General features: G+C 69.8%; 13 protein-coding genes and 2 pseudogenes. 7 read left to right on the top strand and 8 right to left on the bottom strand.

What is annotated here, in order from left to right; genetic code table 11:
• The 4 genes and pseudogenes from ACFY9S_RS38565 to ACFY9S_RS38550 form a co-directional block, all read right to left on the bottom strand.
• A pseudogene (locus ACFY9S_RS38565) lies at positions 1-535 on the bottom strand (transposase); the annotation flags it as partial.
• Between the two features lie 167 nt (positions 536-702).
• Entirely contained in the window at positions 703-918 is a 216-nt protein-coding gene (locus ACFY9S_RS38560) for a hypothetical protein (protein ID WP_391138498.1), read from the bottom strand.
• A gap of 150 nt (positions 919-1068) precedes the next feature.
• A complete protein-coding gene (locus tag ACFY9S_RS38555; protein WP_391138496.1) occupies positions 1069-1560 on the bottom strand; it encodes an SRPBCC domain-containing protein in 492 nt (163 codons plus the stop codon).
• A complete protein-coding gene (locus tag ACFY9S_RS38550) occupies positions 1557-1949 on the bottom strand; it encodes a metalloregulator ArsR/SmtB family transcription factor (protein ID WP_391138494.1) in 393 nt (130 codons plus the stop codon). The genes ACFY9S_RS38555 and ACFY9S_RS38550 overlap by 4 nt, the downstream gene beginning before the upstream one ends.
• A 244-nt stretch (positions 1950-2193) precedes the next feature.
• On the opposite strand from ACFY9S_RS38550, the gene ACFY9S_RS38545 reads away from it, so the two are divergent.
• Positions 2194-2691: a hypothetical protein gene (locus ACFY9S_RS38545; protein ID WP_391138492.1), complete on the top strand. Its 498-nt coding sequence runs from the start codon at positions 2194-2196 to the stop codon at positions 2689-2691.
• Here ACFY9S_RS38545 and ACFY9S_RS38540 read toward each other — a convergent pair.
• A complete protein-coding gene (locus ACFY9S_RS38540; protein ID WP_391138490.1) occupies positions 2688-3611 on the bottom strand; it encodes a MerR family transcriptional regulator in 924 nt (307 codons plus the stop codon). The two genes, ACFY9S_RS38545 and ACFY9S_RS38540, sit on opposite strands and share 4 nt — an antisense overlap.
• A 476-nt stretch (positions 3612-4087) precedes the next feature.
• On the opposite strand from ACFY9S_RS38540, the gene ACFY9S_RS38535 reads away from it, so the two are divergent.
• The gene (locus ACFY9S_RS38535; RefSeq protein ID WP_391138488.1) at positions 4088-5266 is read left to right on the top strand and encodes a Cmx/CmrA family chloramphenicol efflux MFS transporter; all 1179 of its coding nucleotides are present in this window, start codon (positions 4088-4090) and stop codon (positions 5264-5266) included.
• Positions 5267-5628: 362 nt separating this feature from the next.
• Here the strand turns inward: ACFY9S_RS38535 and ACFY9S_RS38530 are convergent, their stop codons facing one another.
• Positions 5629-6351, bottom strand: a complete 723-nt coding sequence (locus ACFY9S_RS38530) for a dienelactone hydrolase family protein (protein WP_391138487.1) — start codon at positions 6349-6351, stop codon at positions 5629-5631.
• 420 nt (positions 6352-6771) lie between these two features.
• Here ACFY9S_RS38530 and ACFY9S_RS38525 point away from each other — a divergent pair, with 420 nt between their 5' ends.
• Positions 6772-8301, top strand: a complete 1530-nt coding sequence (locus tag ACFY9S_RS38525; RefSeq protein WP_391138485.1) for an alpha/beta fold hydrolase — start codon at positions 6772-6774, stop codon at positions 8299-8301.
• Here ACFY9S_RS38525 and ACFY9S_RS38520 read toward each other — a convergent pair.
• A pseudogene (locus ACFY9S_RS38520) lies at positions 8264-8467 on the bottom strand (polyketide cyclase); the annotation flags it as partial. The gene ACFY9S_RS38525 and the pseudogene ACFY9S_RS38520 overlap by 38 nt on opposite strands.
• Positions 8430-9386 (bottom strand): methyltransferase domain-containing protein, encoded by a 957-nt coding sequence (locus ACFY9S_RS38515; RefSeq protein WP_391138483.1) that lies wholly within the window; start codon positions 9384-9386, stop codon positions 8430-8432. The gene ACFY9S_RS38515 and the pseudogene ACFY9S_RS38520, both read right to left, overlap by 38 nt.
• A 91-nt stretch (positions 9387-9477) precedes the next feature.
• On the opposite strand from ACFY9S_RS38515, the gene ACFY9S_RS38510 reads away from it, so the two are divergent.
• From ACFY9S_RS38510 to ACFY9S_RS38495, 4 genes are read left to right on the top strand one after another with little or no spacing between them, the layout of a single operon-like run.
• The gene (locus ACFY9S_RS38510) at positions 9478-10473 is read left to right on the top strand and encodes a branched-chain amino acid ABC transporter permease (protein ID WP_102907004.1); all 996 of its coding nucleotides are present in this window, start codon (positions 9478-9480) and stop codon (positions 10471-10473) included.
• A gap of 10 nt (positions 10474-10483) precedes the next feature.
• A complete protein-coding gene (locus ACFY9S_RS38505; protein ID WP_102907003.1) occupies positions 10484-11476 on the top strand; it encodes a branched-chain amino acid ABC transporter permease in 993 nt (330 codons plus the stop codon).
• Positions 11466-12365, top strand: coding sequence for an ATP-binding cassette domain-containing protein (locus ACFY9S_RS38500; protein WP_391138480.1), 900 nt, complete (start codon positions 11466-11468; stop codon positions 12363-12365). The genes ACFY9S_RS38505 and ACFY9S_RS38500 overlap by 11 nt, the downstream gene beginning before the upstream one ends.
• Before the next feature lie 2 nt (positions 12366-12367).
• Positions 12368-13108 carry an ATP-binding cassette domain-containing protein gene (locus ACFY9S_RS38495; RefSeq protein ID WP_391138478.1) on the top strand — a complete coding sequence of 247 codons (741 nt, stop codon included), beginning with the start codon at positions 12368-12370 and terminating at the stop codon, positions 13106-13108.
• Positions 13109-13124: the final 16 nt, after the last annotated feature.

The following is a 13124-nucleotide window of genomic DNA, read 5'->3' as shown; positions in this document are numbered from 1 at the left end:
GGGATCGTAGGCGGCCACGGTGTTCAACGCGGCTCGCAGAGTCTCACCGAGCCGCACCAGCCCGTTGATCTGCCGGGCGGCGGACAGCACGACCGGAGTCCGTGCGTGCACGGCCGCCCGCCTTGAGCAAACCGTGCTCCGCAGCGGCTTCAAGAACCCGGTCCAGAAGCTCGATCCCGGCGTCTCCCGCGATTAGCCGGTCCCTGAACTCGGTGAGTACCGAGTGGTCGAACCCCGGATCGACCAGCTCCAACCCCAGCAGGTACTTCCAGTCCAGCCGCCCACGCACTGCGTCTGCGGCCTGCCGGTCCGAGAGGCCCTCGGCGAACTGCATGACCGACACCAGTGCCAGCCTGCCCGGCGACCACGCCGGCTTCCCCCTGCTCGGATACAGCCCGGCGAAGTCCGCGTCCGAGAACAGCCCGCCCAACTCGTCACGGATCCGCATCGCCAAACTGCCCTTCGGGAACGCAGCCCGTGTCACCCGGGCCGTCTCCGCTGGAACCCCGTCGATCCTCTTGGCGCGCAACGACACCGACACCCTCCCCAAACACAACGTCGGGCTTCACGACCACAACGGGTCATGAAGCCCGACGTCACGTTCAGCTCCAGGATTCGCCAACAGTGTCGGCAGTTTGGCGAGGTTGAAGTCCGCGTAGGGGACGCGGATGAGTTCGTCGAACGTCCCGCCCCATGCCCCGTTCACGGCCGGAGGTCAGCCGCCAGGCTCACCATCGAAACGGTGGCCAGAGCACCGCAGGTGAACCTGATCACCGCTGGTGTCAGGAGCCGATTGCTGCCCGTTGTGTTCGTGATGAAGCTGTGGATCCGCCCTGCGGCATCGCGGTAATTGCATGCCACCAGCAAACCGGCGACCCAGAAGGCCAGATTCCAGCCAACCCCTGCCCACCCACTCATGACTTCTCTCCTCAGCGCCGTCGAACCCTTGGCGCACGCTGTTCAGGCCGCTCCGACAGCCGGCCGCCCGTCAGCCCGCCGGGGTTTGGCGGGACGGCCTCCGTGAGGACGTACGCCGCGACGGTCAAGCGTCGAGGCGAACCGCCAGGCTCAGGCCAGGGACTCGAAGTACGCCTTCTGTGCCGGGTAGTAGTCCTCGAAGTCAGGCCGTGGCCCGTCCGTGCGCGCGGCGGTGAGCATGTCCAGGTAGTACTCCCAGCCCGGGCCGGTCTCGCCGAGGTGCTCTGTCGAGGCGAGGTGCTGGACCAGACGGAGCTCGGTGGTGCCGTCGGCTTCGGCCAGCAGCAGCTCCATCGACCAGGATCCGGCCTCGTCCTCCATCGAGACGGCGAGTCGGCGCGGTGGTTCGCAGGCTTCGATCCGGAGTGGGCACCAGGGCGCCGACTCCTCGAAGACCAATTGCACCTCGACGGTGCTGCCGGGCGCCGCCTGGCCGCGCCACGGGCCGAACCAGCGAGCAGTGCGCTCGGGCTCGGTGACACTCGCCCAGACGTCGTCGGCGGGGGCGCGGTAGGTGCGGGTGAGGACGAGGTCGTACCCCGTGGGCGTGGGGATGACTCGTCCGGTGGGCTCAAGGGTCATGCCGTGTCCTCCTCGGCGTGGCGTGCGGTGTGCCGATCGTCGGTGTGCTCAGCCCGACTGCGGTCCCGTCGGGTGCGGTAGACCTCGGTCTCCAACGCCGCAAGACGCTGCGACCAGCCGGCACGCTGGGCGTCGAACTGAGCGAGCCAGGCGGCGAGGTCGTTCAGTGGGGAGCGGACGAGCGAGTAGCGCCGATGGCGTCCGATCTGCTGGTCCTCGACCAGGCCGCTCTCCCGCAGCACGCGCAGATGGCGGCTGACCGCGGGCCGGCTGATGGTGAACCGGGCAGCGATGTCGCCTGCCGTCAGCGGGGTGGCGCGCAACATCATCAGGATCTCCCGGCGCACGGGATCGGCGATGGCGTCGGCTACCTCGCTCAGTGCGTCCACTCCGGAAGCGTAACCTATAGGTTACGCGTTCTGGTGGCGGACCTCGCGGTTCCCTCCACGAGGTCCGTCAACACGCCGATATCCGAGCGCGATCGCCCTCCGGAGACCGGTGCCGACTCTCCTGACGCGACGGCGGCCCGGTGCACTCCGGTACCTCGGTGGATCCGTCCTCCGCCGCACGGCGGAGAACAGACCGTCGCTGCGCACGACGCGCGGCTGCCGTGGTCCTGGACAGCATGTGGTCATGACCGCAGCCACCGCTTCTGTCCCCGCCGCGCCCGTCTGGGCCCGTCGCGCCGCCCATGCCATGGCGCTGTGCGCCGTCCCGTCGGGCCTGTGGCGCATCGCCATGGCGTCCGGGGTCTATGTCGGCTACAGCGACCAGGTCCTGAGGGACGCGTTCGACATTCCGGGGTGGGGGATCGCGTACGTCGTCAGCCTCTCTGTCCTCACCGAGCTGGCCGCCCTGTTCCCGCTGCTCCTCGTCAGCGACCGGTGGCGGCCGCTGCGGCCCAGAACCCTCGCCGCGCTGGCCTGGACCGCGTCGGCCGTCCTGATCCTGGTGGCACTGTGGCAGCTCGTGGTCGCCTTCACCGTCGAGAGCCGGACGTACATGTCGAGCGGCACGGCACAGACCGTCTGGGGCCTCGCATTCGCTCCGCTGGTCGCCGTCCCGGTCCTGATGACCGCGGTGACATGGTCGTACGCAAGCCGGCATCGGGCCCCTGGCCGGAGCGGCTAGGCCGTGTCACAGGTAGCGGGTGAGTCCTGGGCGAAGAGTTCTTCGACCAGTTCCATACAGCGCAGGCGGGCTGGGGAGAAGTCGTAGGGCATCTTGCCGGTGGCTTCGAACACGCTCATGGAGTCAGCCGCCCGCCTGCCAGAGCTGAGGTCGGCCGCGTCGTCGCCGTCATCGCCGGTAGCGGGGTGCAACGTGTCCCAGGCGTCGAAGAGGTCATCGTCGTCCTCATCCAGGCCGGACTCCTCGATGACGGCCTGGAGGGCGCTTTCGAAGGCGTGCCGCTCGACGGCCACTTGAGCCACCCGTGGATCATCGACGGCCACACTGTCATCGAGTGCCTCCTCGGCGTCATCGATGCGGTCGGAATCCTCCCGCAGAGTGGGATGCGTGGCCAGGGCGACGAAGCGGGTGGCCTGGACGGCCGCGCCGAGCGGGCCGAAGATCCGCTCAGTGACCAGCAGACTGTCCAGGTCCGTCTGACGCAGGGAGCCCTCGGGCAGGCTCTTGAGGCGTTCGGTGACGAAGTCGGAGAGCAGGCCCATCCGGCTGCCTTCGGTGCGCATCCGCTGCACGGCGGTCCGTTGCCGCCGCAATTCCGCCTCCTGCTCGGCGAGGGTTTCCTCCAACCGCTCCAGGATGCCCGCGATACCTTCTCCGCTGTCCGCGCCGGCGGTAGCCGTGCCGGTGGTAAAGGCGTCACGGATGTCGTCCAGGGCGATCCCGGCGTCGGCCATCTTGCGTATCCACAGCAGGCGGATCATGTCCTCGTACCCGTAGCGGCGGCGGTCATCGCCGCCCCGCTCAGGCTCGGGGAGCAGCCCGATCTCGTGGTAATGGCGAATCGCCCGTGGCGTGCTGCCGGCGAAGGCCGCCGCGTCACCGATCTTGACCTGGCGGGGTGGCATGAAGGGCGAGTGCATGAGCAGGGACCTTTCCTCAAGGCATCGGGACGTAAGTCCACCGGACCACATGCCGCTACGGAAGGTGCAACCCCGTACACACCGCTCCGCCCTGTGCCGAGAAATGCGCCCTTCCTCCGTAATGACCGCAGGGCCGTCCTTTCCTGCTGTGGCATCCGCACGACGGCAGGCTGAGGGTTCACAGCCACTGATGACTCGCCGCGACCTGAACCGTCGCCTCGAACCGAACCGCAAGCACGCCAAGGCCGGTGAAACCAAGGTGCCTTGACGGGCATCAGTCGGGTACCGTGCGGGCCATGTCGAGTCCTGAGTCAGACAGGGTGGGGGCTTTCGGTCACGCCGTCAGCCCCCTGAACCACTGAGCTCGTAGCCCTGTCGTCGCGCCGCATTCTGCGGCCGGGCGCGAGGATGTCCGTAGGGCTGGCCGCGGTGACGAGATGACCTTCTCGTGCTTCTCCTCACCCCGGAGCCACTCGATGCCTCTGCCGCTGTATCTGCTTGCCATGGCGGTCTTCGCCATGGGCACCTCGGAGTTCATGCTCGCCGGCCTGCTGCCGGCCATCGCCTCGGATCTTGACGTCACAGTCGGGACAGCAGGCACGCTCACCTCGGCCTTCGCGATCGGCATGGTCGTCGGTGCTCCCCTTGTAGCCGCGCTTGCCCGCAGCTGGCCCACGAGCTCCAGCCTCCTCGCGTTCATCCTCACTTTCGCGGCAGCTCACGCCGTGGGCGCCATCACCACCAGCTTCCCGGTCCTGTTCGCCACCCGGGTCGTCGCCGCGCTCGCGAACGCAGGGTTCCTCGCCGTCGCTCTGACGGCTGCCGCCACACTGGTCTCACCCGACAAGAAGGGACGTGCGCTGGCCGTGCTGCTGTCGGGCACGACGGTGGCCACGATCGCCGGTGTCCCCGGCGGGTCGGTACTCGGCACGGTGTTCGGCTGGCGGGCCACATTCTGGGCTGTCGCCGCTCTCTGCCTGCCCGCCGCTCTCGGCATCGTGAAGGCAATCCCGGCGGGCCGTGTGAAGGAAGAGGCGACTGGCGGGCCGGCATTGCAAGCGGAGCTCGCCCAGCTCAAAAAGTGGCCATTGATCCTGATGATGCTGCTCGGCGCGCTGGTGAACGCAGCCACGTTCGGCAGCTTTACCTTCCTCGCCCCCGTCGTGACCGACACCGCCGGACTGGGCGAGTTGTGGATCTCTGTCGTTCTGGTGCTCTTCGGCGCCGGTTCCTTCGCCGGGGTCACCGTCGCCGGCCGGCTGTCCGACCAGCGTCCCGGTCTGGTCATCGCAGTCGGCGGCCCGCTGCTGCTCATCGGCTGGCCGGCCCTGGCGGTGCTGGCCAACGAGCCGGTCGCCCTGTTCGCCCTCGTGTTCGTGCAGGGCGCCCTGTCGTTCGCGCTGGGCAGCACCCTGATCACACGGGTCCTCTACGAGGCCGCGGAAGCCCCCACCATGGCCGGGTCGTATGCGACCGCGGCACTCAACGTCGGCGCCGCCATCGGCCCCCTCATCGCCGCAACCACCCTCAGTAGCGCGGTCGGGAGCCTCGGGCCGCTGTGGGTAAGCGGGCTCCTGGTTGCCATCACACTGCTCATCGCATTCCCCTTTCGCACGGTGGTCGCGGCCGGCCGTAGCGCCGAGATGCTCCAGTGACACATGCGAACGCCCTCCTGAACATGAGGGACGCCGAAGGCCCATCGAACGCTGCCGCAGCCGTCCGATCGCCCACATGGCAGCTGACCGATCGCCCACACGGCCGCCGAGGCCGACGTCTCCCGCGCCTGCCTGTCCCAGTGGAAGAACCGCTACGACCAGTACCGGCGAGGCGGGGCTGCGGGACCACCCAGCGTCCCGCACTCCTCACCAGCCCGGACCCCACCCGACATTTCGTCTTCGCGATCGCGCTGGTTGTGCACCTGTCGGCCGCCGCCATCGAGAAGTGCCGGGACCTGTTCCCGATGACGGCATGCCGGACGGCACTGCCTACCGCGTGCTGCCCACCCGACGGCCCGGCCTCACTTCAGGTGTCGGTCCAGGAAACGGCATCCGTCCTCCAGCTCGAACCACGGGGTGCCGGTGTGCCCTCCCGTATTGGCGTGCAGCGTCTTCTCCTTGCTGCCGAAGGCGTCGAACAGGTCCAGGGCCCGTTGCCGGGGGTTTCCCTCGTCGTCCCACTGCAGCAGGAACAGCAGCGGAACGGTGACCTGCCGGGCTTCCTCGCGCTGGGCACGGGGCACGTACCCCCCGGCGAAGAAGCCTGCGGCCGCGATGCGCGGTTCGACCACCGCCAGCCGAATGCCGAGGGCGGTCCATCCCCCGGAGTACCCGACCGGGCCGCCGATCCCGGGCAGTTCGAGGAGGGCGTCCAGAGTGGTCAGCCATTCCGGGACCGCGTTCTCGACCAGCGGGCCGATGAATGACTCGAAGATCTCGTCGGCCGGCTCGCCGGACTGCAACGCCCGGCGGAGCTCGGCACGGGCCTGCTCGTCCGCGGCGGAACGGGGACGGTCACCGCACCCGGCGGCGTCGATGGTGGCCACCGCGTAGCCGCGCGCCGCGGTGTACCGGGCCCGGGCCACCAACCTGGGCTGCGCCTTGGGGAGGCCGTTGTTGTGGGCCATCAGGACCAGTGGGGCCGGTGCGGATCCGGGCGTCCACAGGGTGCCGGGGATCTCGCCGAGGGTGAATTCGCGCTCGAGGACACCGTCGTCGAGGCGCTGTTCGGAAGTGAATTGCACGGTCGTGCCTTTCGGGAGGGCGCGTGAACGGCGCTCCCGGACGACCTATCGCCCGACCGTGACCCCGGAGGGGAGCACCCATGTCGACACTGCGTTCACGGATACCACCTCCTCGATCTCTCGCACGGTCTCCGGGAGATTAGCAACGATCGCCATGGCCAGCCACCGGTTTTCGCGCAGACTCCATGACCGGATCCAAGCCCCCGGGTACCTCGGCGAGGAGTGCCGCCGCGTCGTCCAGGTGGAGCCATGCCTGCCGACGCCGGTCGAACTGCGCCGATCACCCTGAACGATCCCCGACCTGACCCGGAGCAGCCCCTGACCGGAGCTCCACAGGGGCGACAGCGCATCTACTGTGACGGTGGTGTCCCGGCCGGCTCCGCACACCTGACACGAGCACTCTCTTCACGAGGAGCATCCATGCCGTCAAGGGGCAGATCCGTACTGCGGCGCGTCGCCGCCCGGGGCACGGCCATGGCTGTGGGAGCCGGCATGGCCGTCACCGCCGTCACCGCCGGCCTCGCCGCCGCTCCCGCGGTCCACGCGTCACCCTCGTTCACAGGGCCCCTGCGGTGGGCACCGTGTGACGACCCGGCCAGGCCGGGAGCCGAGTGCGCCACCCTTTCGGTACCGGTCGACTGGGCCTACCCGGGCGGGCCGAGACTCCAACTGGCCGTGGCGCGCCGCAAGGCCTCCGAACCCGGCGCACGCGTCGGCTCGATGGTGTTCGGCCCGGGCGGACCGGGCGACTCGGGTGTGAGGATGGTGGTAGACCGTATCAGCCGGTTCAGCCCGGAGGTCCGCCGCAGTTTCGACATCGTCAGCTTCGACCCACGCGGCGTGGGCGGCAGCAACCCGGTGACCTGCTCCAGCGGCCTGCTCGCCGAGCGGCCGTCACCGGAGCTCAGGAGCCAGGCGGACTTCGACGCCACCATGGCGTACAACAGGCGGCTCCGTGCCGACTGCCGGGCCCGTACCGGCCCGGTGTTCGACCACCTCGACACCGCCCGGACGGTCCGGGACGTGGACGCCCTCCGCGCCGCTCTAGGCGAGCGGAAACTGACCTTCCACGGCAGCTCGTACGGCACAGTGCTCGGGGCGCAGTACGCCGAGGCCTACCCGCGTCGCGTGCGGGCGATGGTGCTGGAGAGCGTCATGGACCACAGCGTCGCGGCCACCCGTGACTTCCTGCGGGCCGAGGCGGCTTCGGCCGAGGACTCGTTCCAGGAGTTCGTGAAGTGGTGCGACGGGACCGCGGACTGCGCGCTGTACGGCCGCGACGTCCGTGCCATCTGGCGGAGCCTGTTGGCCCGGGCCGGACGCGGCGAATTGGAGGACCCGGCGAAGGCGGGCAGCCCGCTGTCGTCGTCGGACCTGGTCAACAAGATCGCGTTCCGGAAGTTCTACGAGGCGGACTACGCGGGCCTGGCCGCGGCGATCGTGACCATGCACGTGAGCACGCCGCTGCCGGCATCGCCCACCTCGGCAGCGCCGCTGCCTCCGGCCACCCCGGTCTTCTGCTCGGACTGGCACCTGCCGGTGCGCGACCACCGGACGTACGCCTCGCTGGTCGCCATGATGGACAGGACCGCGCCCGACCTGCCCTACCTGCTGCCGATCCACATGGTGGCGGCGTGCCTGGGAGCGCCGACCGCCAACCCACAACACCGCCTGGACGCACGCGGTGCCCCGCCGATCCTGGTGTCCAACGCGTTGCACGACCCCGCCACCGGCTACCCGTGGGCGGTCTCGGTGGCCCGGCAGCTCGGCCGCAGCGGCAGGCTCCTCACCTACGAGGGCCACGGCCACGGCAGCGTCACCAGCGGACCGTGCATGGAGGACGCCGTGGACAGCTACCTCACCGACCTGGCCGTCCCGCCCCGGGGCACCAGCTGCCCCGCCCCGGACTCGGTCAACGCGGCGGGATCGCCGCCTCGGCCGCTGCCTTGATCCGGGCAGCGAAGTCGGGCGCGTCCTTGCGGGCGGCGGTGAGCGCGAGGCCGACGAGCAGCTTGCCGAGTCCGTGGCCCTCCAGAACGTTGTGGAGACGGACCCGCGTCCTGCCGTCGGCCAGCGGCTCAAGATCGTAGCCGCCCTCGGTCACCGCCACGCTGTTCACGGGCGGGTTTACCGAAGACGTACGCCGTGTAGCGCGTGACGCGCCCGATGGCCTGGTGAGCCCGGACGACGGCGATGACCTCGTCCCACTCGCGGGCGTCGAGCTCTCTCAGGCCGGGCCACCGCACGCACAGGGCCTGTCGGCCGGCCCGGGTGGACGCGGTGCGGGCGAACAGGGCGGAGAGTTCGGCCGCCCTGTGGAGTACGGGAGTCGTCCAGTCGAGGATCCGGTACGTGCCGAAGCCGGCGGCGGATGCCATCAGTGGGTACCGCTCGCACGGTTCGATGTCGTCGAAGCGCCAGGTACGGCGTACGAGTCCGTTCGGGTCGAGGGTCTCCATCGGCTGATCCATGTGGGACGTGACGTCCACGAGGACGAGCCGCCCGCCGGGGCGCAGCAGTCGGAAGCTCTCGCCCAGGAACGACGCACGGCCTTCATGGCCGAAGTGAAAGGCGGCTTCCAGGCAGTGCACGCGATCGAAGGAGTCGTCCTGGAGCGGGATGTCCGCCGCCTGCCGTGGCAGAGCCTTCGCGTCGGCGACGGCGAAGCGCGCGCCTGAGCGGCTGCCGAAGCGGCGACGGGCCCGGTCGATCTGCGGGGGCTGGATGTCCACCCCCAGCGCCCGGCATCCGGCGGCACCGAGCCGCGCCGTGGTGTCACCGCGACCGCACCCGGCATCCAGGACGAGCTGCCCGGGCCGGGCGTTCAGCAGCCCCAGCGACCGGCGGGCCAGACGGCGCTGGAAGAACACCGGCCCCGCCAGGGCCGCGACCGGAAGGGTGGGCAGCGTGAAGTACCCGATGTTGGCCAGGTCGTCCCAGCCGAGGTGCTTCAGGACCCGGAAGAGCACGCTGTCGTCGCTGTAGGCACTGGTGAGGCTGCCGCTGTCGCCCATCCCGCACCCCCTGCTTCCCATGGACACATCTGTGGCCCGCTGCCTGTGTCACCGCCCCGACCTGTATCTACACTGAGCTCATTGGGGATGTCCGTGACATACCGGAACCATCATGCGTCATCAGCGGATGCTCGTACCGGTCCTCGCCCTGGTCCTCGTGATGGTGCCCGCGACCTCCGCGCAGGCACAGGGCGAGGAAGTCCCGCGCGGGCCCACGTTCGCCGCGCGCGCCCTGCAGGCGCTGATCGACGGTATCCAGTTCGGAGTGATCATCGCGATCACATCGGTGGGACTCTCCCTGATCTTCGGCACCATCCACCTGATCAACTTCGCGCACGGTGAGTTCGTCACCATCGGCGCCACCTTCGCCTTCTTCCTCAACGTCTCCCCGGCCGGTCCCGGGTGGCATCTGATCCCCGCGGCCCTCGCCGCGGTGGTCTTCGGCGCCCTGCTGGGTGGCGCGGTCGATCGCGGCATCTGGCGCCCGCTGCGGGCCCGGGGCACCGGGCTGATCAACATGTTCATCGTCACCATCGGACTCTCGCTGCTGCTGCGCCACGTCGTCCTCGTGCTGTACGGAACCCGTCCCGCCTCCTACGCGCAGTACGACATCCAGAGCACGATCGACCTGGGCCCGGCCGGTATCACCCCGCGGGACCTCACCGTCACCCTGCTCGCCGTGCTGGTGCTCCTCGGCGTCGCCGCGCTCCTGCAGAAGACGCGGATCGGCACGGCCGTCCGGGCCGTCTCCGCCAACCGCGACCTCGCCGAGGCGTCGGGCATCGACGTCCAGCGGGTGGTGCTGTTCGTGTGGATGCTCGGCGGCGGACTGGCCGCGCTCGGCGGGGTCTTCTTCGGCCTGGTGGAGATCGTCACCTGGGACATGGGCTTCAAGCTCCTGCTGCTCATGTTCGCGGGGGTCATCCTGGGCGGCCTCGGCTCCGCCTACGGTGCGATGGTCGGCAGCCTCGTCATCGGCATCGTCGCCCAGATGTCCACCCTGTGGTTCCCGGTCGACCTGCAGTACGCGTGGGCGCTGCTCGTCCTCATCCTCGTCCTCCTCGTCCGGCCGCAGGGCATCCTCGGCCGGGCCGAACGCGTCGGGTGAGGGGTGTGCCATGGACTTCTCGGCCATCGTCTCCGACGCCCTGCGCTCGGGAATCGGCCCCATCGCCGCCGTCTACGCGCTCGCCGCGATGGGACTGAACCTGCACTTCGGTTACACCGGCCTGCTGAACTTCGGCCAGGTCGGCTTCATGCTGGTCGGCGGCTACGGACTGGCCATCACGGTGTCGACGTACGACGGCCCGATGTGGCTCGGCGTCCTGGGCGGAATGGCCTGCGCGGTCGTGCTGGCCCTGTTGCTCGGCCTGCCCACCTTGCGGCTGCGCGCCGACTACCTGGCGATCACCACGATCGCGGCGGGCGAGACGCTACGGCTCTTCTACCGGTCCAGCTGGGCCGAGCCGGTCACCGGCGGGGTGTTCGGACTGCAGCGCTTCGCCAACGACTTCTACGCACTCAGCCCCATCGAGCCCGGCACCTACGGCGTGTGGCTCGTGAGGTTCAGCTCCCGCGACCTCTGGGTGATGATCGTCGGATGGGCGCTGGTGCTCGTGGTCGGGGGCCTGCTCGCCCTGCTGATCCACAGTCCCTGGGGCCGGGTGATCCGGTCGATCCGGGAGGACGAGATCGCCGCGCGCAGCCTCGGCAAGAACGTCTACGCCTACAAGATGCAAAGCCTCGCGCTGGGCGGCGTCATCGGGGCGGTCGCGGGCATGATGCAGGCCATCCAGGTGCAGTCCGTGAACCCGGACAACTACGACCCGGGCGTCACGTTCTTCCTGTACACGCTGCTCGTACTCGGGGGCGCCGGGCGGATCCTCGGGCCGGTCGTCGGCTCGATCCTGTTCTGGTTCGTCCTCAGCTTCCTCGACAGCGCGCTGCGCCAGGCCATCGGCGCGGAGTACATCTCGCCGGACCTCATCAGCACCTCGGAGGTCGGCGCGGTGCGCTTCGCCCTGGTCGGGGTCGCCCTCGTCCTGCTGGTCGCGTTCCGGCCACAGGGCATCCTCGGCAGCCGGAAGGAGATGCTGCTCAGTGGCCGCTGACCCGGTCGTGCCCCACCCGGGCCGGCTCTCCGCGATCGATCCCGAGCCGGGGGTGCGCAAGCCCGATCCCCTGCTCATCCTCGACCAGGTGACCCGCACCTTCGGCGGCCTGGTCGCCGTGCGGGTCGAGCACCTTGAGGTGCAGCGTGGCGTCATCACAGCGCTCATCGGCCCCAACGGCGCCGGAAAGACCACGTTGTTCAACGTGGTGAGCGGGTTCGACCGGGCCGACGGCGGCCGATGGTCGTTCGAAGGGCAGCCGCTCACCGGCTCCCCGGCACACCGGGTGGCGCGCCGGGGACTGGTCCGTACGTTCCAGCTCTCCAGAGCGCTCGCCCGGCTCACTGTGCTGGAGAACCTGCTGCTCGCCGCACCCGGGCAACGCGGCGAAGGGGCCCTGCCCGCCCTGCTGCGACCGCTGTGGCGCGGGCAGGAGCGGGAGTCCGAGCGCCGGGCCGGCGAACTGCTGGACCGGTTCCGGCTCGGGCCCCTGCGCGACGACTTCGCCGGCACGCTCTCCGGCGGGCAGCGCAAACTGCTGGAACTGGCCCGCGCGCTCATGACCCGGCCGGTGATGCTCCTGCTCGACGAACCGATGGCCGGGGTGAACCCCGCGCTGGTCCAGTCGCTGCTCGGACACATCACGCGGCTGCGGGACGAGGGGCTGACGGTGTGCTTCGTCGAGCACGACATGGACGTGGTGATGGGCATCAGCGACTGGGTGGCCGTCATGGCCGACGGCCGCCTGGTGGCCGAGGGCCCACCGCACACGATCGGCCGGAACGCCGCCGTCGTGGACGCCTACCTGGGCAAGCGGCACGACGAGTCGGAGGTGACCGACGAACAAGGACAACCGGAGGCGACCGACGACCGAGGCGAGGAGGAGTAGCCATGTCCGCAGAGGAGCAGGCGCCGGTGCTGGCGGCCGACGAGATCGTCGCCGGCTACGTGCCGGGCGTCGATGTACTGCGCGGATGCAGCGTCGAGGTGCGGCCGGGCGAGGTGGTCGGCGTGATCGGCCCCAACGGCGCCGGCAAGTCGACCCTGGTCAAGGCCGTCTTCGGGCTGCTTCGGGTACGCGGCGGGACGGTGCGGCTACGCGGCGAGGACGTGACAGGACAGCCCGCGCACGAGCTGGTCCGGCGGGGCGTGGGCTATGTGCCGCAGCTGCAGAACGTGTTCCCCACACTGACCGTCGAGGAGAACCTGCGGATGGGCGTGTATCTACGGCCCAAGGACCACACGCGGCGGGTCGCGGCGGTCGAGGAACTCTTCCCCCTGCTGGCCGACCGCCGCAAGCAGAAGGCCGGCGCCATGTCGGGCGGCGAGCGCCAGATGCTCGCGATGGCCCGCGCCCTGATGATGGAGCCGCAGCTGCTGCTGCTCGACGAGCCGTCGGCCGGCCTGTCACCACTGCACCAGGACCACGTCTTCGACCGGTGCAGAATGATCAACAGCGCGGGTGTCGCCGTGCTCATGGTCGAGCAGAACGCCCGCAGGTGCCTGCAGCTCTGCGACCGCGGCTACGTCCTCGACCAGGGCCGCAACGCGTACTCCGGCACGGGCACGGCCCTGCTGCACGACGAGAAGGTGATCGAGCTCTACCTCGGCACACTCGCCCGCGTGCGCTGATTCCCGCTGTCGGTCC

The organism is Streptomyces sp. NPDC012474, assembly GCF_042955185.1.
GTDB lineage: Bacteria > Actinomycetota > Actinomycetes > Streptomycetales > Streptomycetaceae > Streptomyces > Streptomyces cahuitamycinicus.
Note: the sequence above shows the minus strand (reverse complement) of the source record. Positions and strands in the feature narration are given on the sequence as shown.